Raw genomic sequence first — 24,477 nt, forward strand, 5'->3', positions numbered from 1 at the left:
AAGGATTAACGTTTGGAGAACTGTGGACGACGACGTGCTTTACGCAGACCCACTTTCTTACGTTCAACCTGACGAGCGTCACGAGTAACGAAGCCAGCTTTACGCAGTTCAGAACGCAGGGATTCGTCGTACTCCATCAGAGCGCGGGTGATACCGTGACGGATCGCACCTGCCTGACCGGAGATACCACCACCTTTAACGGTGATGTACAGATCCAGTTTTTCTACCATATCAACCAGTTCCAGCGGCTGGCGAACTACCATGCGGGCAGTTTCACGACCGAAGTACTGTTCCAGAGAACGTTGGTTGATTACGATTTTACCACTGCCCGGTTTGATGAACACGCGAGCTGCGGAACTTTTGCGGCGACCAGTGCCGTAGTATTGATTTTCAGCCATTGCCTATAATCCCGATTAGATGTCAAGAACTTGCGGTTGCTGTGCCGCGTGGTTGTGCTCGTTACCTGCGTAAACTTTCAGTTTACGGAACATAGCACGACCCAGCGGGCCTTTTGGCAGCATGCCTTTAACCGCGATTTCAATCACACGCTCAGGACGGCGAGCAATCATCTCTTCAAAGGTCGCTTCTTTGATACCACCGATGTGGCCAGTGTGATGGTAGTACATTTTGTCTGTACGCTTGTTGCCAGTTACAGCAACTTTATCTGCGTTCAGAACGATGATGTAATCACCCGTATCAACGTGCGGAGTGTATTCCGCTTTATGCTTACCGCGCAGGCGACGAGCCAGTTCAGTAGCCAGACGGCCCAGAGTTTTACCGGTCGCGTCAACAACATACCAGTCGCGCTGAACGGTTTCTGGTTTAGCTGTAAAAGTTTTCATTAAAAGCTTACCCAAATAATAAGTTACACGTTGGTGAACACCCAAACGTTTAGTCAGTTGAGGTTCACACGACAAAGTCCGGCAAACCTACCCCTTCGAATAGCTAATGCCGACACATAGAAAGTTTCGGGAAAAAAACCTTCTCGTAACGTGGGGTCGCAAGATTATAGAGAAGTTGAGGTCAAAGATCGACCCTTAAATGTGATTCGAGGCGGGTTTTTCGGGGGTAAGGTTTTTGCGGTCTGCCGCCCTCACCCCCAGCCCTTCTCCTACAGGGAGAAGGTCGCATTTATGGCATATGCTGAAGCTTAAGATACTCCTCGCTTTGCATCTCCTGCAGGCGCGACAGACAGCGCTGGAACTCAAACTTCAGCCGCTCGCCTTTATACACCTCATATAAAGGTACCTCGGCGCTGACCACAAGCTTCACGTGACGCTCATAGAACTCATCGACCAGCGCAATGAAGCGGCGCGCTTCGCTTTCCATCAGCGGCGTCATGACCGGCACGTTGAGCAGCATCACGGTATGGAACAAACGCGAGAGCGCGATGTAGTCATGCTGGCTGCGGGCATCCACACAGAGCGTTGCAAAGGAGACGGCCAGGGTTTGATTTTCGACACCCAGGGTTTGCAGCGGGCGATGGTTAATCTCGAGCTCAGGGGCATGAGCCCGTTTTGCCCCCGCCAGCGCCAGCCACAGTTTATCCATCTGCTGCGTGGTCTCATCGTTTAAGGGAGAGAGCCACAGATGCGCCTGAGTTAAGGTACGCAGGCGGTAATCCACCCCGGCATCAACATTCATGATGTCGCAGTGCTGTTTGATGGCATCAATAGCGGGCAGGAAACGCGCGCGCTGCAGGCCATTGCGGTAAAGCTCATCCGGCGGGATATTCGAGGTCGCCACCAGCGTTATCCCGCGTGCGAACAGCGCTTTCATCAGGCCACCCAGCAGCATGGCGTCGGTAATATCGGAGACAAAAAACTCGTCAAAACAGAGTACGTCCGTTTCCGCCTTGAACCTGTCGGCCACAATCTCCAGCGGATCGCTTTTGCCCTGCAGTGCCGTCAGCTCTTCGTGAACCCGCAGCATAAAGCGGTGGAAATGCAGACGCTGCTTACGGGTACCCGGCAGGCTCAGATAAAAGAGGTCCATCAGCCAGGTTTTCCCGCGCCCGACGCCGCCCCACATATACAAACCGCGCACCGGCGCATGAGTCTGTGGCTCTTTTTTTCCGAGCAACCGCCCCAGAGCCGCCTTCAACCCACCGGTCTGTTCACCCTCTGCAGGTTTTGCCGTGAGCTCCTGATAAATCGTATCCAGACGATTCACCGCTTCACGCTGAACGTCATCCGGCTGATGTGTACCCTCATTTAGGGCAAGTTGGTATCGCGATGCAGGGGACAGGTTTTGCATAAACGTATTGTTATTCCTTCAAATAATACTCACCAGCAGACGTGACTGATGAAAAAAAGGCCGTTCTACACTACGCGATGATACGTCAGGATTCCACTTCTGCGGAAATAGCGGTTATAGTGGCAATATCAGGCACAGGCAGGAGCCGAGCCAACACCCTACGGAACAACAAGACAACGGGAGAAGTTCATGACCTGGGAATATGCGCTAATCGGTTTAGTCGTCGGCATCGTCATTGGTGCTGTGGCCATGCGTTTCGGTAATCGCAAATTGCGTCAGCAGCAGTCACTGCAGTACGAACTGGAAAAGAACAAAGCCGAACTGGAAGAGTATCGTGAAGAGCTGGTCAGCCACTTTGCCCGTAGCGCCGAGCTGCTGGACAACATGGCGACCGACTATCGTCAGCTCTATCAACATATGGCAAAAAGCTCCAGCAGCCTGCTGCCAGAAATGACCGCGGAATCCAATCCATTCCGTAACCGTCTGGCCGATTCTGAAGCCGGTAACGATCAGGCCCCTGTTCAGATGCCACGCGACTATTCCGATGGCGCGTCTGGCCTGCTGCGCGGCGGTGCAAAACGCGATTAATCGCACAACCTGAATTTATTTTACGGGCGCTGCAACTGCGCCCGTCCTTTCTTCATGACCCCAGCTATTATTGATTAAGCACTTCATTGTTCAGCGGTTTAAAATTCAATAACATCAACGTGTTTTAGGGCCGTTTTTCCTTTATTCCAGGTTACGAGAGTCAGCATCGATGAAGAAAAAAAACCAGCTGTTGAGCGCTATAGCGTTAAGTGTCGGGTTATCTCTCTCGGCGTCCTTCCCTGCATCTGCCGCCCTGCCTTCCCAGGTACCCGGCCAGGCGGCAATTCCAAGCCTTGCGCCAATGCTGGAAAAAGTTCTGCCTGCGGTAGTGAGCGTGCAGGTAGAAGGCACGGCATTACAAAATCAACGCGTACCTGAAGAACTGAAAAAATATTTTGGCGATGAGTCGCCCGACCAGCAGGCGCAGCCTTTTGAAGGTCTGGGTTCTGGCGTCATTATTGATGCGGCCAAAGGTTATATTCTGACCAACAATCATGTTATCAGTCAGGCCGATAAAATCAGCGTACAGCTCAACGATGGGCGTGAGTTTGAGGCCAAACTGATTGGCGGCGATGACCAGAGCGACATCGCACTGCTGCAGGTGCAAAACCCGAGCAATCTGACTCAAATTGCCATTGCGGACTCCGATAAACTGCGTGTTGGTGATTTTGCCGTCGCCGTGGGGAATCCGTTTGGTTTAGGGCAAACCGCTACCTCCGGGATAATCTCGGCGCTGGGTCGCAGCGGTCTGAATCTGGAAGGCCTGGAAAACTTTATCCAGACCGACGCCTCAATTAACCGCGGGAACTCCGGAGGGGCATTGCTCAATCTCAACGGCGAGCTGATTGGGATTAACACCGCTATCCTGGCGCCGGGCGGCGGCAGTATCGGCATCGGTTTTGCTATCCCCAGCAATATGGCCAAAACGCTGGCGCAGCAGCTCATTCAGTTCGGTGAGGTCAAACGCGGGCTGTTGGGCATCAAAGGGATGGAGATGAGCGCTGACATCGCGAAAGCGTTCAACATCAATGTGCAGCGCGGTGCGTTTGTCAGTGAAGTGCTGCCAAACTCCGGCTCGGCAAAAGCTGGCGTGAAGTCGGGCGATGTGATTGTCAGCCTGAACGATAAACCGCTGAGCAGCTTTGCGGAACTGCGCTCGCGTATTGCCACCACCGAACCGGGTGCCAAAGTGAAGTTAGGCCTGATTCGTGATGGTAAGCCGCTGGATGTCGAAGTGACGCTTGATAAGAGCACCTCATCCTCTGCCAGCGCGGAGCTTATCGCCCCGGCGCTGCAAGGGGCAACGCTGAGCGATGGGCAGCTGAAAGACGGGACGAAAGGGATTAGCGTCGATACCGTCGAGAAGAGCAGCCCTGCCGCGCAGGCCGGATTGCATCAGGATGATGTGATCATCGGCGTGAACCGCAATCGCGTGCAATCCATCGCAGAACTGCGCAAGGTGCTGGAAAGCAAACCGGCGGTCATTGCCCTGCAGGTTATGCGCGGCAACGAGTCTATCTATATTCTGTTGCGCTAAGCATTTGCGATTCCGGACATCACCGCTGCGTGTGATGTCCGGATAACTCATGTTATGCTGCAAATCGTTCCTTTATTAACGACACGCGCATCATGCTTTTAAAGCTCTTTCGTTCAATTGTCATCGGTTTGATTGTTGCCGGCCTGCTGCTGGTCGTCATGCCGTCTTTACGCCAGTTCAATAAGCTGTCGGTGCCTCAGTTCGACAGTGCGGATGAAACGCCTGCGACCTACAACCAGGCCGTTCGCCGTGCCGCGCCTGCCGTGGTTAACGTTTATAACCGTGGCCTCAATAGCTCAGCCCATAACCAGCTGGAGATCCGCACTCTCGGCTCCGGGGTAATTATGGACGAGCGCGGCTACATCATTACCAACAAACACGTGATTAACGATGCCGACCAGATCATCGTTGCCCTGCAGGATGGCCGCGTGTTTGAGGCCCTGCTGGTGGGCTCGGATAGCCTGACCGACCTGGCCGTGCTGAAGATCAACGCCACGGGCGGTTTACCGGTTATTCCTATCAACCGTAAACGAACCCCTCATATTGGCGACGTCGTGCTGGCTATTGGTAACCCTTATAACCTGGGTCAGACGATCACGCAGGGGATTATCAGCGCCACCGGTCGCATTGGCCTCAACCCGTCGGGACGGCAGAACTTCCTGCAAACCGATGCGTCCATCAACCACGGTAACTCCGGCGGTGCGCTGGTCAACTCGCTGGGCGAACTGATGGGTATCAATACCCTCTCGTTCGATAAAAGCAATGACGGTGAGACGCCGGAAGGGATTGGGTTCGCCATTCCATTCCAGCTGGCGACCAAGATCATGGATAAGCTGATCCGCGATGGCCGTGTGATCCGCGGTTATATTGGTATTGGCGGTCGTGAAATTGCGCCTATGCATTCGCAGGGCGGCGGTATCGATCAGATTCAGGGCATCGTGGTCAACGAAGTGTCGCCTGGCGGCCCGGCGGCTAACGCGGGAATTCAGGTTAATGATGTCATCGTGTCGGTCAACGGCATACCAGCGGTATCGGCGCTGGAGACCATGGATCAGGTTGCGGAGATCCGTCCTGGCTCTATCATCCCGGTTGAAGTCATGCGTAACGATAAGAAGCTGACGCTGCAGGTGACGATTCAGGAATACCCTGCCACCAACTGACAGGCATAAAAAAACGGAGCGCATTGCTCCGTTTTTTTTGCCGGGCGGCATGACGGCTTACCCGGCCTGTGGGGACATCCGTTTTACTTGTTAACGAACTCTTCGCCCAGAGTGATATCTTTCTTCAGCGTATCCAGCATGCCTTCCATCGCGTTCTGTTCAAACGCGCTCAGCTTGCCAATCGGCTGATGTTCTTCGATACCGTTTTTACCCAGCAGCAGCGGCTGAGAGAAGAAACGAGCGTGTTCGCCGTCGCCTTCAACATACGCGCATTCAACAACGCCTTTCTCGCCCTGCAGTGCACGAACCAGTGACAGACCAAAACGTGCCGCCGCCTGGCCCATAGACAGGGTTGCAGAACCGCCACCCGCCTTCGCTTCCACCACTTCGGTGCCCGCGTTCTGGATGCGTTTGGTCAGGTCAGCCACTTCCTGCTCGGTGAAGCTAACACCAGGGATCTGCGACAGCAGAGGCAGAATAGTGACACCAGAGTGACCGCCGATAACCGGCACTTCAACTTCTGAAGGCTGTTTACCTTTCAGTTCAGCCACGAAGGTGTTGGAACGGATGATGTCCAGCGTGGTCACGCCGAACAGTTTGTTCTTGTCGTAAACACCGGCTTTTTTCAACACTTCTGCCGCGATAGCAACCGTGGTGTTCACCGGGTTGGTGATGATACCAATGCACGCTTTCGGGCAGGTTTCAGCAATCTGCTGCACCAGGTTTTTCACAATACCCGCGTTGACGTTGAACAGGTCTGAACGATCCATGCCTGGCTTACGCGCCACGCCAGCGGAGATCAGCACCACGTCCGCGCCCTGCAGGGCAGGACGAGCATCTTCACCGGAGAAGCCTTTGATTTTCACAGCTGTCGGGATGTGGCTCAGGTCAACCGCCACACCTGGGGTTACCGGAGCAATATCGTACAGGGAGAGTTCTGAGCCTGAAGGCAGTTGGGTTTTCAGTAGTAGGGCAAGCGCCTGGCCGATACCACCAGCAGCGCCGAGGACTGCGACTTTCATCCTAAACTCCTTATTATGGTTAACTTAAGTATCTGTAACTCCGTTGCGGCGACCATAATTCAGCAGGTAATTAATTACAATTTTCATCACTAAATAATTTGAGGTCGCGCGACTTTATCTCTCACCAGAAGGCTATCTGACGACAGACGACAACGAATTAAGAGGGGGTTACAATACACCCTGCCACGCCACCAAAACAACATCATTTTGATAACATTTAATTTACTTTTAAGCTTATTTGCTTGCCGTGACCCAGGCATGTTTTCTGATAACGAAATCTGATAAAATCACTCCCTTTCATAACATTATTTCAGCCTAACCGCTGGCAGATAATTTGCATAAAAATTCATCCACATGCATAATAATGTTGTTTCTTTCGTCATATTCCGGGTGACTTATGCGAAGCTCGTCTAAGCAAGAAGATTTAGTGAAGGCGTTTAAAGCGCTACTCAAAGAAGAGATATTCAGTTCTCAGGGAGAAATTGTTCAGGCTTTACAGGAACAAGGCTTCGATAACATCAACCAGTCGAAAGTCTCCCGCATGTTAACCAAATTTGGTGCGGTACGTACGCGTAACGCCAAAATGGAGATGGTCTACTGCCTGCCTGCAGAACTTGGCGTGCCAACCACCTCCAGCCCGTTGAAGAATCTGGTTCTCGATATCGATTACAACGATGCCGTTGTTGTGATCCATACCAGCCCGGGTGCTGCACAGTTGATTGCACGTATGCTGGACTCGCTGGGTAAGCCTAAAGGCATCCTTGGGACGATTGCGGGTGACGATACCATCTTCACTACCCCCGCCAATGGCTTCTCAGTGAAAGATCTCTACGAAGCAATTCTGGATCTGTTCGAGCAGGAACTCTGATTACCCTCCCCGTGGCGTCCTGCTACGGGGATCATTCTGCTTCTGCCGCATTTCCCCCTGTTTTATCCCGCCCTTTACTTTAACAAATAGTGCTTTTTACCGCCCATTAACATTCACTTGGTGAATGATAAATCAAAAAATCGCACAAAAAATCAAAAGCTGATATCCATATGATTTTCTTAGATATACAGCCACACATTGAACAATAAACGCACAACTTTATGCCATTAGGTTATAAAAAACAGGTTAGTTAATACGTAATAACAACAGAAACAATTAGTCTGGTATTAATTTTTAGCGTTATTAGTGTATACTTGATTTTGTGATGAGGGTCACGAAACAAAGACCCCACTAAAAATTCGACGAGGTAAAGAATCATGAAAATCAAAACTACTGTAGCGGCGCTCAGCGTCCTGTCTGTCCTGTCATTCGGTGCTTTCGCCGCTGACGCTATCAATGCCGAGCAGGCACAATCCCGCCAGGCAATCGGTACGGTTTCCGTCGGCGCAATCGGCACGTCTCCAATGGACATGCATGAGATGCTGAACAAAAAAGCGGAAGAACAAGGTGCGTCATCTTATCGCATCATTGAAGCGCGTTCAGGTGACCACTGGCACGCCACCGCTGAGCTGTACAAATAAGTTTTAGTAATAACTGAAGACCAAAATCTCTACTCAACGGCACCAGGCATAAAAATAGCAGTTCAACCCTTCTCGCCGCTGAGCAAAAACCCTATTCAGGAGCAAAAACTATGAAAACCAAATTCATCATCGCAACCCTCGGTCTGGCATCCGTTCTCTCTTTCGGCGCAAGTGCCGCCGTACAGCAAGTGAACGCTGACCAGGCGCAGAATCTGCAGTCTATGGGGAGTGTGTCTGTAACATCCGTTACCGGCTCTCCAATGGATATCCGTCAGGCACTGGCCGCTAAAGCTGAAAAAGCAGGCGCCAGCAGCTATCGCGTCACCGAGCTGAACCAGGGTGACCACTGGCATGCAACGGCTCAACTGTATAAATAAACCCTCGTCGTATCTCATCATACGACTTGCCCCTGGCCTTCTGGTCAGGGGCTTTTTTATGGCTTGATCAATGGCGCGCGTTGAAACGTAGCTGCCCTTCCAGCTCTTCTTCCGCTTCATCAAACAGCAAAATGAGTGCGCCAAACCGTCTGCGCAACTTTTCAGGCAGATGGATAAACTCAATTTCCAGCGGTAACGGCAGCAGGCTGCCGGTCACCACGTCCCACAGCGTGTCCAGATTGGTGACACTTTCCCGTTCAAGATCAAACACCCGGATAAATTCACGATAGAAGTCATCCTGACTGTCGATCTCGTCAAAATCAAAGGTATAGGTTTTCATTGCCAGTCACCCAGTCCAGGCGAGCGGCCTGCGCCGCCCTGATTATTATAATCCCCCAATATGCAGGGTTTTGACTTCCAGATACTCTTCCAGTCCCAGCACGGACCCTTCACGCCCAAGGCCAGACTCTTTTACCCCACCAAACGGCCCCAGCTCTGTGGAGACGGCACATTCGTTAATTCCTATCATCCCGCTTTCGATGGCCTGCGACACGCGGAAGACACGTGCCAGATTTTGGGTATAGAAGTAAGCCGCCAGGCCATATGGCGTGTTGTTGGCACGCTGGATAACTTCATCTTCCGAGGTAAAACGGAAGCAGGCCGCAACCGGGCCAAACGTCTCTTCTTCAGCCAGTTTCATGCCTTCATGGCAATCGCCCAGGACAGTTGGCATCCAGAAATTGCCGCCAAGCGAATGGGGTTTACCGCCCGCCAGAACGGTCGCACCCCGGGCCACGGCATCTTCAACGTGTTCACGTACCTTATCGACGGCGGAGGATTCGATCAGCGGCCCCACGATGACGCCGTCTTCGAGACCATTCCCGACCTTCAGGGCATTCACCGCATCGGCAAGCTTATTCACAAATTTGTCGTAGACGGTTTCCTGAATATAGAAACGGTTAACGCTGACGCAGACCTGGCCGGCATTGCGGAATTTATTGGCGATAGCCCCTTTAACGGCAGCCTCGATATCCGCATCTTCAAAGACGATATACGGCGCATTGCCTCCCAGCTCCATCGACACTTTCTTCATGGTTTCTGCGGCGTTACGCACCAGCGTTTTGCCGACGGAAGTCGAGCCGGTAAAGGAGATTTTCCGCACCTCATGGCTCGCCATAATCGCGTCACTGATTTCATGCGTATTCCCGGCTACGGCGTTGAGTACCCCATCCGGTACGCCGGCCTGTTTTGCCAGCGTAAGCAGCGCGAAGGCGCTGAGAGGTGTGTTATTTGCCGGTTTGATTACCCCGGTACACCCTGCCGCCAGCGCCGGACCTAATTTACGGGTGAGCATGGCCATCGGGAAGTTCCACGGCGTAATCGCCGCAACCACGCCGATGGGCTCGCGGGTCGCCAGGATGCGGGAGCCCGGTTTGATCGGTGGAATAATTTCGCCGTTCGCGCGCTTGGCCTCTTCGGCGAACCACTGGATAAAACTCGCGGCGTATTCCACCTCGCCTTCCGCTTCTTTCAGGGGCTTGCCCTGTTCGGTGGTCATTAAACGCCCGAGCCAGCTTTTGTTCTCAATGATCAGTTCGTACCAGCGGTAGAGAATTGCCGAACGCGCTTTCGCGGTTTTGGCGCGCCATGCCGGGAAGGCTTTGGCCGCCACGGCAATGGCGTCTTCGGTTTCTGCTTTGCCGGCTTTGGCTACTCTGGCGATGACCTCACCGGTAGCCGGGTTCAGCACATCAAACGTCGTATCCAGCATTTTCCATATGCCGTTGACCAGATAACCGGTCTGAAAAAGGTGATTGTCCTGAAGCGCCTGGGTTGTCATGTGTCCTCCCTTCCTGAATGTAAGAGCATGCTGGAATAAGTATAGCCACAAAAAAACCGACGCTTTTGGCGTCGGCTTTTTTACTTCAGTCAGTTATCCGTAAGGGCGTTCTGATAGCGATGCAGCATAAACACCAGCCGTCCTACCGGCTCTGTCACCTGAGGCGGTGCTTCCCAGACTTTCAGCTTCTCCTGGTAGATATCCAGCTCTTCAAGCAGTTGCTTAAAGTAACGACGTCGTTTGTCATCGCTGGAGGCGGAAAGCACGTGATCGGCCGTCCGACGCAGCTGGCGGTGGAAAGCCGACAGATCGTCATTGATGGGCACGGGGGCATTACGTAAACGCTGGTGCGCGATAATCATGGTCAAGGCCAGACGGAACTTGGCGATGTCACCCGGGAACTTGTTCAGCAGTAAAAACAGCTGCTGATAGAGCGCCGGCAGGTGGTTCTCTTTGCGACGCGCGGTATTGGTGGTCATGGACGACACAGCAGCCGAGACAAACTGATTCAACAGCACGCGGCCCGTCCGTGCCTGAGAGTTATCCCGCACCAGCAGAATGACCATCATCGCCAGGAAACAACCCACCAGCTGACCTAAGGCGCTGTCTAAAAACTGGCTGAAATGGAAGGTCATCGGGTTATCCAGCACAATGATGTTAATCGTACTGGCCAGGGCACCCAATGAACCCAGCCGACGTTTTTGCACTTCGATTCCGATAAAGAACGCCATCACCGCGAGGCTAATACAGAGCAGTAACATGCTCTGCTGGGTCGAGGGAATGATCACCAGAAAATAGAACGCGCCAATCGGCAGTGCAGCAATTGTGCCGAACAGGAAATCAATGGCCACCATGCGAGGATTCGGAAGACGCATCGCCAACGCGGTAACGACGGCGATCATCACCATCGCGCCGCTGCCGGAGGTCCAGCCGGTCCACAGCCAGAACAGCGTGCCGAGCATACAGGCAAGCGTTGTACGCCAGAAGTTAACCATTGCGTGATGGCGTTCGGCGGATTCTGCCTTGATCACCACTTCACCCTGCAGCACCTCTTCTTCTACCGCGCTGATTTTGGTGTTACTGATCACACCGCGTTTCAGCAACAGGTAGCGCGTCGCGGCCCCGACCCAGGTATAGATCGTCACTGGCGTATCACGATCCCCGGTCCAGGCAATGACCCGGCGCATGCGTTTAAGCTGTTTGTGTACGTCCTGCACGGTTTCCACCGGCTCCGCAAACAGCTCGCGGAAGGTATCGGTTACCGCGTCCGGGCGGGTGTTTTGGATCAGATAGGTTTCACACGCCTGGGTAATCAGCGTTAAGGAGACGGTGTTGATGGCTTTAAGGCGGCGGTTGGCACGGGCCCAGCGCGAAGACTCCATGTTCAGATTGCTGCGCATCCCTTCCAGCGCCGTGGTGCGGCGCACCAGAGCGCTCCAGGCTTTATCCACCTCTTCGCTGTCACCATGCTTAATACAGAGCTGCATCAACTGATACTGGGCAACAATCAGCGCATCCAGTTCACGATCCACTTCCTGCTTAATGGAGCGAGGAGAGAAAAGCAGGTCAGCGACAATGGCACTGACAATACCGATGACAATCTCACTGCAGCGCTCTACGGCAAACTGTGGGGCAAGCAGCGGTTCGCTTTGAATGGTGATGATAATAATCAGCGCGGTATAGCCGGCCAGTCCCCAGGCGTAGGAGTTCTCCACCTTCACCAGTGACGAGAGCCAGGTGCAGAAGCCCGCCCAGATACAGCACACCATCAGCATCAGCAACGGCGTGCGGATCATCAATATGATGATGGTCAGTGCGGCGAAACAGCCAATAAATGTCCCGATGATGCGCAGCATCCCACGGTAGCGGATCGCCCCGGAGTAAGGTTCCCCGCCCGCAGCAAAGGCAGGCCCTGCCGCGACAATCGCCGCCGTCAGTACGGCCCAGCGGGGGGTTTCCAGCTGAAAGTGGAAGCCGACAAACAGCGCCAGCACAATGGCACACGCCAGCTTAACGGCGAAGCGAATGTGCTGGCTGGCGATGGAAAAGATACCCATAACGATTAACCAAACTCGCGCAGGCGATGGGCAATTTTACGGAAGATGGAGTCCTGGCTGGCGTCACGGTCTTTTTCACCGGTGATCACCACCGTCGCCGTGGTCCCGGCAGGCCACAGATTGCCCTGCTGTTCATCCAGATGGATACGCACCGGCACACGCTGGGCCAGACGTACCCATTCCAGGTTGGAATCCACCGTCGCCATCCCTTTAGTATCGTTAGAGCTGCTGGAGTTAGTGACCCCCGCGGCTACGCTGTCGACGGTGCCTTTAAGCACTCGGTTGCTGCCAAGCGGCGTAATTTCAGCCCGGAACCCCGGACGCACGCCTTCCAGTTTGGTCTCTTCCATATAGGCGAGCACGTAGAAGGAGTTCTGTTTAACCAGCGCCACGGCGGTTGAGCCGCGGGTGATAAACTCCCCGGTATAAACATTCAGGTTGGTGATCCAGCCATCGGCAGGTGCGCGGATCACGGTGCGCTCAAGATCGAGCCGGGCAAGATCGCGCGTCGCTTGCGCTTTGGCCAGCTGATGCAGCACGGTTTGCAGGACGTTATTGGACTGGTCAATCTCTTCGCGGGACATCGCCTGAACACCCAGTTGGTTACGGCGACCTGCCTCACGGCGTTTCTCGGAAGCCAGCGCCTGATAATAGGCCACATCCGCTTCAGCTTCTTCTAACGCTTTCTGATAACGCGGCTGGTCGATGGTGAAGAGTACCTGATCTTTTTTCACCAGCTGGTTATCGTGGACATTGACCGCAGTGATGAGACCCGCCACGTCGGGGGCGATTGCCACGACATCGGCGCTAAAGCGCGCATCTCGCGTCCACGGTGATTCAGTGTAATAGACCCAGGCGCGGAAAATAGCGATGAACGCGAGGATAACGAGCGCCATGGTGATGGCAGTGCGGGAGATTTTTCTTGTTAGCGTTTTCACATCAACCTCAGACAAACATGCGCGATATCAGGTAAAACAGGCAGCAATACAGCGCGGTATTGAACAATGCAGGATGCCAGACAAAATCGTAGATCCCGGTGGGGACCAGCACCTTGCGCACCAGCCAGAAAATCGCCAGTGATAAAAGAAGCTCGAAAAATATCGGTGGGAACGACAAACCGAACACCACGATAACGGGAAACAGACTCATGTTGACCTTGATTAGAGAGAGTGCAGGCTTCAGACTTTTTTAGCGCACGCCACCGCAGGAGAGCAAGAAACGCCGGGCGAGAATGGCGCAGCCGTTATGTAATTAATAATATATTAACGTAACTGTTATGCTGTTATCTATAATATGTGATCTAAATCACTTTTAAGTCAGAGTTAACAATGGAACGTCTAAAACGGATGTCGGTCTTTGCCAAAGTGGTTGAACTTGGCTCTTTTACCGCCGCTGCACGTCAGCTTCAGATGAGCGTCTCTTCCATCAGCCAGACTGTGTCCAAACTGGAAGATGAGCTGCAGGTCAAGCTACTCAACCGCAGCACCCGCAGCATTGGGCTGACGGAAGCGGGTAAGATTTACTATCAGGGTTGTCGCCGCATGCTGCTCGAAGTGCAGGATGTGCACGAACAACTTTACGCCTTCAACAACACGCCTATCGGTACGCTGCGCATCGGTTGTTCTTCAACTATGGCACAAAATGTTCTCGCCGCCATGACCGCTGACATGCTGAAAGAGTACCCGGGATTAACCGTCAATCTGGTCACGGGCATTCCCGCCCCGGACCTGATTGCCGACGGGCTGGACGTGGTGATCCGCGTGGGGGCATTGCAGGACTCCAGCCTCTTCTCCCGGCGGCTGGGCAGTATGCCAATGGTGGTCTGCGCCTCGAAAAGCTATCTGGCTCAGTACGGGGTACCGGAGAAACCCGCTGATCTCACCAACCACTCCTGGCTGGAGTACAGCGTTCGCCCCGACAATGAATTTGAGCTGATTGCCCCGGAAGGGATTTCCACCAGACTGCTGCCGGAAGGACGGTTCGTCACCAACGATCCGATGACCATCTCGCGCTGGCTGGTGGCCGGCGCCGGGATCGCGTATGTGCCGTTAATGTGGGTAATCAACGAGATCAACAGCGGTGTACTGGAGATCCTCTTCCCGCGCTATCAGTCCGATCCGCGTCCGGTGTACGCGTTGTACACCGAGAAAGACAAACTGCCGCTCAAGGTTCAGGTGTGCATAAACTATCTGACCGAGTATTTTGTGGACGTGGCGGAGCTGTTTCAGGGAATGCGCGAAAGACGAAAGGAATAACCTTTAATTTCCCAAAAGTATATTTGCAATGAATATTCCAGGATGATACAGACCGTCATTCAGGAATATTCCTTCACCCCTGTCAGGAATAGCGAATTGACACTGCCGCCATCTGCGCCTTACCTTATAAACAGTCTGACAGTCAGGCTGTTATTAATTTGTTACTGATATGAATAATAAAATGTATTTCTCAGGATGACCTTAAACAAGGAAAAGAAATGAATATATTTGAACAAACACCGCCTTCACGCAGGCGCTATGGACTCGCCGCGTTCATTGGTTTGATTGCAGGGATTGTCTCCGCCTTCGTAAAATGGGGAGCAGAGGTGCCGCTTCCGCCACGAAGCCCTACCGATTTATTCACCAGCGCATGCGGACCGGAGCAATTAATAAGAGCCGCAGGTCAGATTGATTGTTCCCGCAATTTTTTAAATCCTCCTTATGTATTTTTACGCGACTGGCTGGGCATTGCTGACCCTAACGCCGCGGTTTATACCTTTGCCGGCCATATATTTAACGCGGTCGGCGTAACACATATTATTTTCTCTATCGTCTTTGCTGTAGGGTATTGTGTAGTTGCTGAAGTCTTCCCGAAAATTAAACTCTGGCAAGGTTTACTGGCGGGTGCGTTAGCGCAGCTTTTTGTTCACATGATCTCCTTCCCGCTGATGGGGCTGACACCCCCGCTGTTCGAACTGCCCTGGTACGAACACGTCTCAGAGATCGTGGGGCATTTGATCTGGTTCTGGTCGATTGAAATCATTCGTCGTGACCTTCGCAACCGCATCACGCACGAGCCCGACCCGGAGATCCCGCTGGGTAACGCACGTTAAAAAAAATGGCGCGACTTTTACAGTCGCGCCATTTTTTCAGATTGGTTCAGGTCAGGCGGTGCCGCCCACCGTCAGGTTATCCACTTTCAGCGTTGGCTGACCGACGCCAACCGGCAGGCTCTGGCCCTCTTTACCGCAGACACCAACGCCGTTATCCAGTTTCAGATCGTTACCGACCATGGAGATCTGCTGCATGGCTTCAATACCGGAGCCAATCAGGGTCGCCCCCTTCACCGCTTTGGTCACTTTGCCTTTCTCAATCAGATACGCTTCTGAAGTGGAGAAGACGAACTTACCGGAGGTGATATCTACCTGACCGCCACCAAAGTTTGGCGCGAAGATGCCGTAATCAACGGACTCGATGATCTCCTGCGGTGTGGATTTACCCGGCAACATGTAGGTGTTCGTCATACGCGGCATCGGCAGATGCGCGTAGGATTCACGACGGCCGTTGCCCGTTGGCGCAACGCCCATCAGACGCGCGTTGAGTTTGTCCTGCATGTAGCCTTTCAGTACGCCATTTTCGATCAGCACGTTGTACTGCCCGGGCGTACCTTCATCGTCGATTGAAATCGAGCCACGGCGATCCTGCATCGTGCCGTCATCAACCACGGTACAGAGTTCAGAAGAGACGCGTTGTCCCATCTGGCCGCTGAATACGGAGGTGCCGCGACGGTTAAAATCGCCTTCCAGGCCGTGGCCCACCGCTTCGTGCAGCAGCACGCCAGGCCAGCCTGCGCCGAGTACCACCGGCAATGTACCGGCGGGTGCCGCCACGGCAGACAGGTTCACAAGCGCCATGCGCACGGCTTCTTTTGCCCACGCGTCAGCGCGTGCGTCACCGTCAACATCGCCCAGGAACCAGTCATAACCAAAACGACCGCCGCCACCGCTTGAACCGCGCTCACGCTTACCGTCGTCTTCAACCTGCACGCTGACAGAAAGACGTACCAGCGGACGCACATCCGCTGCCAGCGTGCCGTCTGTCGCCGCGACCAGGATCAGTTCATAGACACCGCTCAGGCTGGCAGAGACTTCCTGCACGCGTTTATCCGCAGCGCGTGCGACTTTATCCACGCGGCGCAGGATATCCAGTTTCTCTTCACGGCTCATGCTCTGCAGGGGATCGATACTGGTATAGAGCGCAGAGTGCTGCACTTCACCCAGCGTCTTCACGCGACCGTCACCGGTTTCGCGCACGATAGTCCGCGCGGCCAGCGCGCTCTGCTCCAGTGCGGCCAGGCTAATCTGGTCGGCATAAGCAAAACCGGTTTTCTCGCCGCTGACGGCACGTACACCGACACCCTGGTCAATGTTATAAGAGCCATCTTTAATGATGCTGTCTTCTAAAACCCAGGATTCGTGATAGCTCGACTGGAAATAGAGATCGCCGTAGTCGAGACGGCGTTCGGTCAGTTGACCAAGAATGGAGAACAGGTCCTGATGGCTCAGGCCGTTCGCTGCGAGCAAATGTTCACTTACCAGGTTCAGACTCATCGTATTGCTACTCGTTCGTTGCCGCCCGTGGCGGTATATAAATCGTATTTATTGAGAGTGAGGCAATTACCTGCCCACGTCAAATCATTGCTGCGCATCTTTGCGCGGCTGGCGCAGCACTTCATTAATCTGCGGTTTATCCACCGGCCCGGTGATGCGATAGCGCAGAATAGAGACTTTGCTCCACAGCGGCCCCAGCACTTTACTGGCGGCAAACACCGCCGCACCGACAATCGGGTTCACCACAAAAGCCGCCGCGACGCCGACGGTGGCAGAAATTTCAGGTGCCACCACCGCTTCCATATCCAGTTCGCGGCGCACGAGGTTGACCGAGCCTTTCATCGCAATATCCGCTTCCAGGCCGTCCACCAGCGTATCGTCGGTATGCAGCACCCCGTCTTTGATCCATGCCGTACTGCGGATGGAGTCGTAATAGAAACCTTCGCTGAAGGTATCGCTAAAGTCGAAACGCAGCTTACGCAGCAGGGCATCAAAGCTCAACAGACGCAGTATCTGGCCCGCATGCCCGGTACTCACATCGGCAATCTCACCCTTGCCAAAGCGGGTTTTCAGAATGCCGTTCAGCGAGGCTTCATCCGGCGTCCACGGTGCCGCACGCCAGTGGAGATCGTAATTCACGTCAAATGATGACCCCCGCAGCGGCGTGCTGATGCCAAAGAAGTTAGCCACGGAATCCAGTTTATTGCCCTTGATGTCGCCCTTCAAAGAGGTTCGCTGCTCGCCCGGGTTATTAACCCACTCCCCGGCGGCCCTCAGACGGCCAAAGCCGGTGTCGATAAGTCCGCCCGAAAGGCTCAGCGTATTCCCCTTAATGGCGAAATCGCCGTCAATACGGCCATACTTTTGACCCCAAAGCCAGCACTCAGCACAGCGTAGCTGGAGATCGGGCCAGCCGCTGAAGTCGATACGGGTTGGGTTATTCAACGGCGCCGTATTTGACGGATGATCTTTTCCGCTCGCGGTGGCCGGGTTGTAGTAGAGATAGCGAATCGCCGCCTGCCACGGCGCGTTGTCGCGCATGGTCAGCGTGCCATTGATCTCGCGGCCCTGGGCTTCGACTTTTGACCCGTTCGCCGTCGGCTGTGAAACAATGCTCAGGTTATTCCACTGCTGTCCACCCAGCATCAGCGACGGCGTACGAACAGTAATGCTCTGCGGGAACTGGGCAGCCTCATCAACGTTTTGGCCCACGCCCTTCTGGAACAGGGCCAGCCACTCGGCCCCGTCCATTGGCGGCAGATTAAGCTCAATGCCGGTGTGATCGGGCAGCGGCGGCGTGGTACGGCTGTCCGTCGTCCAGATGGCTCTGTCGAGCGTGAGCTTACGGTTAAGCAGCCAGCGGCTGTTGAAATGGTTTTTCTCACCCGCACTGCCGGTCAGCGCGAAGCTGTTAAGATTGCCATCGACGTTAACCTTTATTGGCAGCGGTTGACCGGACGATTTATCCAGCGGTGCAGGCAACTGGCTCTGAATGTTTTTCAGATCGCCGGTGATATCAACTTTATAGCGCGCACCGGCGTGATAAGGCAGTTCAATTGCCACCTTGCCATTCCAGGAGACTGCACCGTTAACGGACTCCTCAATCGGCTTTGGCAGAACATCCATGCGCGATGGCTGCCAGTTGCCGTCCAGGTTGACGGCTACCTGATAAGCTTTCTCGCCCTCGGTGGTCGAGAAATCAATATTCACAGGCTGATTAAACCAGCTGGCCTTGAGCGGCTCGCTCTTCAGGTTACCGTTCTCAAAGCTAAACTGCCCGCTGAGGTTCTTCAGGGTGCTTTCAAGCGGCTTAATATACAGGCTGTTGTTATTGAGACGGACATCGCCTTTGGCGGTGGTCATTTCACCGTCGAGCGGGATATCAAGATGTAAGCGAGCACTCACATCGCCATCCAGCTGCAGCTGCTGAAGGGTGGCTGCCAGTGACTCTTTCAGCGGCGTGTCTTCAAAATAGGGGCCGACCGCTTTCCCGGGGCCGTTAATGTCGGCATCGATCAAAAGCTTCTCTTTTGAGTAATCCGGAATGTTTGCCGTCAGGTTACTGGCCGTTACGCCGCCCAGCGCCACATTGTCTGCCTTCATCCATAATCCGTCATTGATAAAATTAAGTTCAATGTCGAGATTTTTCAGCGCAGGCCAGCCCGGCTGGAAGGCAAAGGTGGCGTTGTGCAGCGGCACCAGCACCTGGAATTGACCTTCATTGTGCTTGTACGGGAAAAGATGCGGATTACCGCCATAGACCAGGGTGGCATTATCCGCCTGACCGCCCTGGATCGCGCCGCTCAGATAGTCCACCAGCGCTTTGCCCATCAGGTTCTCGGGGAAGTAGCGCCAGGCCTGAGAACCGTCGTTAGTGCTGATCCCGGCCAGAATACCCAGCCACGGCTCTTCACCTTCAGGCTGCAGATAGCGGAAATCGCCACGCGCATGCACCGCTTTGGCTTTCACATCGATATGGCGCCCATCCAGCTGGAAGCCTTTATCGTTACGCAGCCAGTTGAGCACCGCATTGCCTTGTTCAATTTCCAGCGGCGCACGGAAGACCGTTTCGTAAGGCATTCTGGCGTCATGCATATCGACCGTTAACCTGCCGTTCTCAACGCTCCCTTCCAGCTTACCGCTGAAGTTTTCCGCCCCCGGTAACATCTTCCACTGCTTCCAGGCCAGACCTTTCCATGCGGCCTGAAAACGGGTCTTTTCCGTAGCCTGAAGCGGGATATCCAGCGCCAGTGAATCTATCTTTCCGCTTGGCTGCGTTGCCAGCCAGATCTCCCCCAGGTCCGGAGAGAGCTTGGCGGCCATCGAGCGCAGACCTTCTATTGCGGCCAGATCAAGGTTGCTGGCGCGAATACGCAGCTCGTCACTGCGTTTGCTGGTCGCCCCACCGACATCCTGCTCCGGCATCCAGGCCAGCGTCAGAGCACCGCGCGGCCAGGGTTTGTTATCCATGGTGATGCGTGTGTCCGGAATGGCAAACTGCCAGCCCTCTTTCTCTTTCGTCACGTGCGCGGTGAGGTTATCGACAGAAAGTTGATGCTGCTGTTTTTCGCCCTTCCAGCTTGCGCCCCCCTGCTTAAGCCAGATATCACCGCTGGCAAATACCCCTTTCGTCAGGGTCATCCAGCCTTCAAGGCTAAAACGGGCGGTTTCCAGCTGCATATTTTGCTGTAACCAGTCGCCGAGCCACGGCTTAACATCCACGTCGTCGGCCTGCAGCCATACCTTGCCGTTATTTAACAAACCGTCGTCGTCGCGCAGATCCATACGAACCTGCATCACGCCGTGCTGGCCGTTCAGGCTGGAGAGATTCACCTGTCCTTCCGCCCGATGGCGTTCTTTGCCGTTAAGCCAGGTCAGCTGTGGGATCGCCAGTTCAGCGCGCTGCCCGGAGAGGGTAATAAAGCTCACTTCGCTGTCGCGCAGATCGAAATGATCGAACTGACGCAGGAAGAGATCGCTGAAGCGGTTGGTTTCAAGGCTCTGATTGCTATCGCCGCCGGACAGCGGGGTATTGGTCAGAAACTGAAGCTGATAAAAGGTGAGATCGCGGAACTGCCAGCGAAAATGGAGCAGGCTTTGCCAGACATCCAGCGCCAGGGTGACGCGTTTGATTTTCAGATAGCCGCCATCTTTCAGGCTGGCATTGATATCCCGGACATCAAGCGTCGGACCAAAATTCTGCCAGCTGGCGCTTATCTGGCTCACGTCCACCGGGACACCGGTGGTGGATTCGATTTTTGCCAGCAGCTGCGGACGCCAGCTGTCCAGATGTGGTAAAACGAGGCGCAGCCCGCTCACGAGCAACGCGACAATCACGACCAGCGTTGCCCCTGTAAGCAATAAAATCCCCGGCAATCGCCTCACTCATCTCTCCTTGTCAGCTTTGGTCACGCGGCGTACCGCGTATTACATCATCACGACGTCAAACTGCTCCTGGTTATAGAGCGGTTCGATTTGAACTTTTACCTGTTTGCCGACAAAGATTTCCACTTCCGCCAGCGCGTGCGACTCTTCGCCTTTCAGCGCTTCAGCCACCGCAGGGGAAGCATAGACCAGAAAACGATCGGAGTCGTAGGCATGATGAACGCGAACGATTTCACGCATGATCTCGTAGCAGACGGTCTCAACCGTCTTTACTGTGCCACGTCCGTGGCAGGTTGGGCATTCATTGCACAGCACATGCTCCACGCTTTCGCGGGTACGCTTACGCGTCATTTCCACCAGCCCCAGCTGTGAGAAGCCGTTGATGCTGGTTTTTACGCGATCTTTACTCAGCGCCTGCTCCAGCGAGTGCAGCACACGACGGCGATGGTCTTCATTACTCATATCGATAAAGTCGATGATGATAATGCCACCCAGATTGCGCAGGCGAAGCTGGCGGGCGATGGCCTGCGTGGCTTCGATGTTGGTATTAAAGATGGTGTCATCCAGGTTGCGATGGCCGACAAACGCGCCGGTGTTGATATCCACCGTCGTCATCGCTTCGGTCTGATCGATGATCAGATAGCCGCCGGACTTCAGTTCAACCTTGCGTTCCAGCGCACGCTGGATCTCATTTTCGACGTCATAGAGATCGAAGATAGGCTGACGCCCCGTGTAATGCTCCAGCAGGCCAGGCATTTCGGGAATGTATTCGGCAGTAAATTCCAGCAGTGCTTCATAGGTCAGGCGGGAATCCACGCGAATTCTGTCGAGCTGTGCATCGGCAAAATCACGCAGGACGCGCTGAGCCAGCGCCAGTTCGCCGTAAAGCTGGTAGCGGGTCTGGTTGCGTTTTTTACGCTCCATGACTTTGGTCCAGACGCGCTTGAGGTAGGCCGCATCAGACGCCAGATCGTCTTCACTGATCCCTTCTGCGGCGGTACGGATGATAAACCCGCCCTGTTCATCGCAGTAAGCGCTGACCACTTTTTTAAGACGCTCGCGCTCGCTTTCGCTTTCAATGCGCTGCGAAACGCCCACGTGCGACGCGCCAGGCATGAAGACCAGATAGCGGGAAGGCAAGGTAATGTCGGTAGTCAGACGGGCGCCTTTTGTGCCCAGCGGATCTTTGACGACCTGTACCATCAGATCCTGGCCCTGACGCACCAGTTCGGAGATATCGCGCACGGCAAACTGCTTTTGCTCTTCGCCCGCGACGCACTCGGTATGCGGCATAATGTCGGAGGCATGTAAAAATGCCGCCTTATCCAGTCCAATATCTACAAAAGCCGCCTGCATACCCGGTAGTACACGACTGACACGACCTTTGTAGATATTGCCTACTATTCCGCGCCGCGCTTCACGCTCAATATGAATTTCCTGAAGAATGCCACCATCAATATAGGCCACACGGGTTTCCGATGGCGTTACGTTTACCAACAATTCAGCCGTCATAATTATCCCTTCCCTCACGCAGTGAGTTAAAATTGCTCAGCAACTCATACGTTTCCACCAGCGGTAAGCCGACTACGGCGTGATAGCTGCCATTAATCTTCCTGACAAAACAGCCACCCAGCCCCTGAATACCGTATGCACCTGCCTTATCCATCGGTTCACCGCTGGTGATATAAGCGGCGATCTCGTCGTCGGTAAGCACTCTGAATGTCACGTCCGTCACCACCAGGCAGTCCAGCACGTGCTGGCTGTCCGCCAGCGCGACGGCGGTCATTACCTGATGTGTTTGTCCGGACATTTTGCGCAGCATGCGCGCCGCATGTTCAGCGTCGTGCGGTTTCTCAAGCACTTCACCGTTAAGAATAACGATGGTATCTGCCCCCAGCACCGGCAAGTCACGCGGCGTTTGCGCCACGCCTGCCTGCGCTTTCTCACGCGCCAGTCGAGAAACGTACTGCTGGGCACTTTCGCCTTCAGCGCGTTTCTCTTCGATGCCCGTAACAATGCGTTCAAAGGAGACGCCCAGTTGAGTGAGCAACTCCTGACGACGCGGAGAACCAGAAGCAAGATATAGAGACGTCATAGAAACCTTTTATTGCACAGCAAACTGCTGGCGAACCTTACGCATCAGCAGGAACAGCCACGGCCAGAGCACACCGTTTACTACACTACTCCAGAACACTTCCGGTCGGAAAGAGACGTTGATCACTAAAAACTCTGCCCAGAAAACAACGATATCCGCAGCAAGCGACAACAACATCACCACCAGCGCCTGTTGCCAGAGCGCGAGGTTACGAAAGAGCTGGAATTTAAGTGCGACGAGGTACGCAATAATACTCATGGACAAGGCGCGCACGCCAAGCGTAGAGCCACTAATGAGATCCAGTATGGCACCCATCACAAAACCTGTGCCGACATTTACGCGGTGCGGCAGGGCAAGGATCCAGTAGAGCAAAATGAGCAATACCCAGTTTGGCCGGAAAACGAGAATGTCGTCCGGCCAGGGCATGATTTGAAGTAACAGCGCAATGAGAAATGAGAGCCAGATAACCCAGCGTCCCTGGCTACGATAACTTGCCACTACTGCCCTCCCGAGGAGAGTTTAGGCGGTGGCGGTGCATCCGGCAGCGGCTGCGTTAGCCCCGTAGCAGGGGCCGGTACTGGCGCAGGGGGTCCCATGGCATCCGGTGCCGGCAGAACCTGCGGCATCATTTGCATCAGGCGTTCATTCGCGACGCGATGAACATCTTCAGGCGTCATGGGGTTAGCACCATTGCGGTCGGCGCCCCACAGCAGCAGCAGGTAGCGAAGACGCTGTAAACCTGCGGTTGGACGCGCCTGAATCACGGTATAGGCACGCTGCGTATCAAGCTTCACCGAAGAGACAACCGCAACCGGATACCCTTCAGGGAAACGTCCACCCAGACCCGACGTCACCAGAACGTCGCCCACACGAATGTCCGTGTTAGCCGGCAGATGTTCCAGCTGGAGATCGTCGGTACACCCGTTACCGGCCGCGATGACGCGAATGTCATTACGCAGTACCTGAATCGGCAACGCATGCGTGGCATCGCAGATCAGCAGAACGCGGCTGGTCAGTTTGGCCACAGCAACAACCTGGCCTACAACGCCTTTATCACTGATAACAGGCTGACCTTCATACACACCGTTCACGCTCCCTTTGTCGATCACAACCTGATCGCTGTAGGGATCGTTGACGGTGGAGATCACCTGCGTCACCATCTTCTGCTCATCCTGACGCAGCGGCGAGCCAAGCAGCTCACGCAGACGCGCGTTTTCCTGCTTATATTGTCCCAGCATCAGTAGCTCGCTGTTTTTCAACAGCAGTTCCTGACGTAATGCCCGGTTTTCGAGTTCGAGTTGGTCACGTGAAGACAACGTTTGAGAAACGGAGTCGAGCAACTCACGGGGACCATTTGAAATAAAGTAGAAAGGACTGACGGCGGTATCCATGTACGTTCTGATCTGACTGAACGTACCGAGGCGGCTATCGGCAATAATGACCCCAAGCGCAACCAGGACCGCCAGAATGAGGCGAAACTGTAGCGATGGGCCACGGCTAAAAATTGGCTTCATAGGCTATGCGTATTCTCGTGTCAGAGAGAAAGGGTAGCGATACGCTACCCTT

The 24,477-nt window shown here is 54.2% G+C and carries 23 protein-coding genes; 8 read left to right on the top strand and 15 right to left on the bottom strand.

From position 1 onward, the window contains the following. Positions 1-5 precede the first annotated feature (5 nt). The 3 genes from rpsI to zapE form a co-directional block, all read right to left on the bottom strand. Positions 6-398, bottom strand: coding sequence for a 30S ribosomal protein S9 (gene rpsI, locus QLG09_RS11735; RefSeq protein ID WP_003860436.1), 393 nt, complete (start codon positions 396-398; stop codon positions 6-8). A 15-nt stretch (positions 399-413) separates the two neighbouring features. Continuing rightward, complete coding sequence (gene rplM / locus QLG09_RS11740) at positions 414-842, bottom strand: 50S ribosomal protein L13 (RefSeq protein ID WP_003860434.1); 429 nt, start codon at positions 840-842, stop codon at positions 414-416. A gap of 289 nt (positions 843-1,131) precedes the next feature. Further along, entirely contained in the window at positions 1,132-2,256 is a 1,125-nt protein-coding gene (zapE, locus tag QLG09_RS11745) for a cell division protein ZapE (protein WP_049021924.1), read from the bottom strand. 189 nt (positions 2,257-2,445) lie between these two features. Between zapE and zapG the strand changes: the two genes are divergently transcribed. The 3 genes from zapG to degS all read left to right on the top strand — a co-directional run bounded on the left by zapG (position 2,446) and on the right by degS (position 5,541). Further along, entirely contained in the window at positions 2,446-2,844 is a 399-nt protein-coding gene (gene zapG / locus QLG09_RS11750) for a Z-ring associated protein ZapG (RefSeq protein ID WP_014171843.1), read from the top strand. A gap of 169 nt (positions 2,845-3,013) precedes the next feature. Continuing rightward, the gene (gene degQ / locus QLG09_RS11755) at positions 3,014-4,381 is read left to right on the top strand and encodes a serine endoprotease DegQ (protein ID WP_014171844.1); all 1,368 of its coding nucleotides are present in this window, start codon (positions 3,014-3,016) and stop codon (positions 4,379-4,381) included. A gap of 92 nt (positions 4,382-4,473) precedes the next feature. Continuing rightward, positions 4,474-5,541 (top strand): outer membrane-stress sensor serine endopeptidase DegS, encoded by a 1,068-nt coding sequence (degS, locus tag QLG09_RS11760; RefSeq protein ID WP_025202907.1) that lies wholly within the window; start codon positions 4,474-4,476, stop codon positions 5,539-5,541. An 83-nt stretch (positions 5,542-5,624) separates the two neighbouring features. Here degS and mdh read toward each other — a convergent pair whose 3' ends face one another. Beyond that, positions 5,625-6,563: a malate dehydrogenase gene (mdh, locus tag QLG09_RS11765; RefSeq protein ID WP_014171846.1), complete on the bottom strand. Its 939-nt coding sequence runs from the start codon at positions 6,561-6,563 to the stop codon at positions 5,625-5,627. Positions 6,564-6,960: 397 nt separating this feature from the next. Between mdh and argR the strand changes: the two genes are divergently transcribed. The 3 genes from argR to yhcN (QLG09_RS11780) all read left to right on the top strand — a co-directional run bounded on the left by argR (position 6,961) and on the right by yhcN (QLG09_RS11780) (position 8,449). Continuing rightward, complete coding sequence (gene argR, locus QLG09_RS11770) at positions 6,961-7,431, top strand: transcriptional regulator ArgR (protein WP_014171847.1); 471 nt, start codon at positions 6,961-6,963, stop codon at positions 7,429-7,431. Between the two features lie 377 nt (positions 7,432-7,808). Next, entirely contained in the window at positions 7,809-8,072 is a 264-nt protein-coding gene (gene yhcN, locus QLG09_RS11775; RefSeq protein WP_014171848.1) for a peroxide/acid stress response protein YhcN, read from the top strand. Between the two features lie 110 nt (positions 8,073-8,182). Beyond that, positions 8,183-8,449 (top strand): peroxide/acid stress response protein YhcN, encoded by a 267-nt coding sequence (gene yhcN / locus QLG09_RS11780; RefSeq protein ID WP_014171849.1) that lies wholly within the window; start codon positions 8,183-8,185, stop codon positions 8,447-8,449. Positions 8,450-8,516: 67 nt separating this feature from the next. On the opposite strand, the gene QLG09_RS11785 is transcribed toward yhcN (QLG09_RS11780), so the two are convergent. The 5 genes from QLG09_RS11785 to aaeX form a co-directional block, all read right to left on the bottom strand. Beyond that, positions 8,517-8,789, bottom strand: a complete 273-nt coding sequence (locus QLG09_RS11785; RefSeq protein WP_014171850.1) for a barstar family protein — start codon at positions 8,787-8,789, stop codon at positions 8,517-8,519. Between the two features lie 45 nt (positions 8,790-8,834). Then, entirely contained in the window at positions 8,835-10,289 is a 1,455-nt protein-coding gene (locus QLG09_RS11790) for an NAD-dependent succinate-semialdehyde dehydrogenase (RefSeq protein ID WP_282488916.1), read from the bottom strand. 89 nt (positions 10,290-10,378) lie between these two features. Then, on the bottom strand, positions 10,379-12,346 hold the full coding sequence (aaeB, locus tag QLG09_RS11795) for a p-hydroxybenzoic acid efflux pump subunit AaeB (protein WP_014171852.1): 1,968 nt from the start codon (positions 12,344-12,346) through the stop codon (positions 10,379-10,381). 5 nt (positions 12,347-12,351) lie between these two features. Continuing rightward, entirely contained in the window at positions 12,352-13,284 is a 933-nt protein-coding gene (gene aaeA, locus QLG09_RS11800; protein WP_059305675.1) for a p-hydroxybenzoic acid efflux pump subunit AaeA, read from the bottom strand. A 7-nt stretch (positions 13,285-13,291) separates the two neighbouring features. Then, the gene (gene aaeX / locus QLG09_RS11805; RefSeq protein WP_003860416.1) at positions 13,292-13,495 is read right to left on the bottom strand and encodes a p-hydroxybenzoic acid efflux pump operon protein AaeX; all 204 of its coding nucleotides are present in this window, start codon (positions 13,493-13,495) and stop codon (positions 13,292-13,294) included. A gap of 179 nt (positions 13,496-13,674) precedes the next feature. Here aaeX and aaeR point away from each other — a divergent pair, with 179 nt between their 5' ends. Then, positions 13,675-14,601: an HTH-type transcriptional activator AaeR gene (aaeR, locus tag QLG09_RS11810; protein WP_014171854.1), complete on the top strand. Its 927-nt coding sequence runs from the start codon at positions 13,675-13,677 to the stop codon at positions 14,599-14,601. Between the two features lie 218 nt (positions 14,602-14,819). After that, a complete protein-coding gene (locus tag QLG09_RS11815; RefSeq protein WP_020883508.1) occupies positions 14,820-15,434 on the top strand; it encodes a YagU family protein in 615 nt (204 codons plus the stop codon). Between the two features lie 51 nt (positions 15,435-15,485). On the opposite strand, the gene tldD is transcribed toward QLG09_RS11815, so the two are convergent. The 6 genes from tldD to mreC form a co-directional block, all read right to left on the bottom strand. Beyond that, positions 15,486-16,931 (bottom strand): metalloprotease TldD, encoded by a 1,446-nt coding sequence (gene tldD, locus QLG09_RS11820; RefSeq protein WP_079231635.1) that lies wholly within the window; start codon positions 16,929-16,931, stop codon positions 15,486-15,488. Between the two features lie 84 nt (positions 16,932-17,015). Continuing rightward, positions 17,016-20,816, bottom strand: coding sequence for an AsmA2 domain-containing protein YhdP (gene yhdP, locus QLG09_RS11825; protein WP_126487994.1), 3,801 nt, complete (start codon positions 20,814-20,816; stop codon positions 17,016-17,018). Positions 20,817-20,858: 42 nt separating this feature from the next. Continuing rightward, on the bottom strand, positions 20,859-22,328 hold the full coding sequence (gene rng / locus QLG09_RS11830; protein ID WP_014885432.1) for a ribonuclease G: 1,470 nt from the start codon (positions 22,326-22,328) through the stop codon (positions 20,859-20,861). Next, positions 22,318-22,911, bottom strand: coding sequence for a nucleoside triphosphate pyrophosphatase (locus QLG09_RS11835; protein WP_014171859.1), 594 nt, complete (start codon positions 22,909-22,911; stop codon positions 22,318-22,320). Before QLG09_RS11835 ends, rng begins: the two co-directional genes overlap by 11 nt. Before the next feature lie 9 nt (positions 22,912-22,920). Continuing rightward, the gene (mreD, locus tag QLG09_RS11840; RefSeq protein WP_014071997.1) at positions 22,921-23,409 is read right to left on the bottom strand and encodes a rod shape-determining protein MreD; all 489 of its coding nucleotides are present in this window, start codon (positions 23,407-23,409) and stop codon (positions 22,921-22,923) included. Next, entirely contained in the window at positions 23,409-24,425 is a 1,017-nt protein-coding gene (gene mreC / locus QLG09_RS11845) for a rod shape-determining protein MreC (RefSeq protein ID WP_014171860.1), read from the bottom strand. The genes mreD and mreC overlap by 1 nt, the downstream gene beginning before the upstream one ends. Between the last annotated feature and the right edge of the window lie 52 nt (positions 24,426-24,477).

The organism is Enterobacter sp. V89_11 (assembly GCF_029967775.1).
Taxonomy (GTDB): Bacteria; Pseudomonadota; Gammaproteobacteria; order Enterobacterales; family Enterobacteriaceae; genus Enterobacter; species Enterobacter ludwigii.

Excerpts from the sequence above, each read along its gene's own strand:
- rpsI (WP_003860436.1), bottom strand. The coding sequence starts at position 398 with ATGGCTGAAAATCAATACTACGGCACTGGTCGCCGCAAAAGTTCCGCA.
- rplM (WP_003860434.1), bottom strand. The coding sequence starts at position 842 with ATGAAAACTTTTACAGCTAAACCAGAAACCGTTCAGCGCGACTGGTAT.
- zapE (WP_049021924.1), bottom strand. The coding sequence starts at position 2,256 with ATGCAAAACCTGTCCCCTGCATCGCGATACCAACTTGCCCTAAATGAG.
- zapG (WP_014171843.1), top strand. The coding sequence starts at position 2,446 with ATGACCTGGGAATATGCGCTAATCGGTTTAGTCGTCGGCATCGTCATT.
- degQ (WP_014171844.1), top strand. The coding sequence starts at position 3,014 with ATGAAGAAAAAAAACCAGCTGTTGAGCGCTATAGCGTTAAGTGTCGGG.
- degS (WP_025202907.1), top strand. The coding sequence starts at position 4,474 with ATGCTTTTAAAGCTCTTTCGTTCAATTGTCATCGGTTTGATTGTTGCC.
- mdh (WP_014171846.1), bottom strand. The coding sequence starts at position 6,563 with ATGAAAGTCGCAGTCCTCGGCGCTGCTGGTGGTATCGGCCAGGCGCTT.
- argR (WP_014171847.1), top strand. The coding sequence starts at position 6,961 with ATGCGAAGCTCGTCTAAGCAAGAAGATTTAGTGAAGGCGTTTAAAGCG.
- yhcN (WP_014171848.1), top strand. The coding sequence starts at position 7,809 with ATGAAAATCAAAACTACTGTAGCGGCGCTCAGCGTCCTGTCTGTCCTG.
- yhcN (WP_014171849.1), top strand. The coding sequence starts at position 8,183 with ATGAAAACCAAATTCATCATCGCAACCCTCGGTCTGGCATCCGTTCTC.
- QLG09_RS11785 (WP_014171850.1), bottom strand. The coding sequence starts at position 8,789 with ATGAAAACCTATACCTTTGATTTTGACGAGATCGACAGTCAGGATGAC.
- QLG09_RS11790 (WP_282488916.1), bottom strand. The coding sequence starts at position 10,289 with ATGACAACCCAGGCGCTTCAGGACAATCACCTTTTTCAGACCGGTTAT.
- aaeB (WP_014171852.1), bottom strand. The coding sequence starts at position 12,346 with ATGGGTATCTTTTCCATCGCCAGCCAGCACATTCGCTTCGCCGTTAAG.
- aaeX (WP_003860416.1), bottom strand. The coding sequence starts at position 13,495 with ATGAGTCTGTTTCCCGTTATCGTGGTGTTCGGTTTGTCGTTCCCACCG.
- aaeR (WP_014171854.1), top strand. The coding sequence starts at position 13,675 with ATGGAACGTCTAAAACGGATGTCGGTCTTTGCCAAAGTGGTTGAACTT.
- QLG09_RS11815 (WP_020883508.1), top strand. The coding sequence starts at position 14,820 with ATGAATATATTTGAACAAACACCGCCTTCACGCAGGCGCTATGGACTC.
- tldD (WP_079231635.1), bottom strand. The coding sequence starts at position 16,931 with ATGAGTCTGAACCTGGTAAGTGAACATTTGCTCGCAGCGAACGGCCTG.
- rng (WP_014885432.1), bottom strand. The coding sequence starts at position 22,328 with ATGACGGCTGAATTGTTGGTAAACGTAACGCCATCGGAAACCCGTGTG.
- QLG09_RS11835 (WP_014171859.1), bottom strand. The coding sequence starts at position 22,911 with ATGACGTCTCTATATCTTGCTTCTGGTTCTCCGCGTCGTCAGGAGTTG.
- mreC (WP_014171860.1), bottom strand. The coding sequence starts at position 24,425 with ATGAAGCCAATTTTTAGCCGTGGCCCATCGCTACAGTTTCGCCTCATT.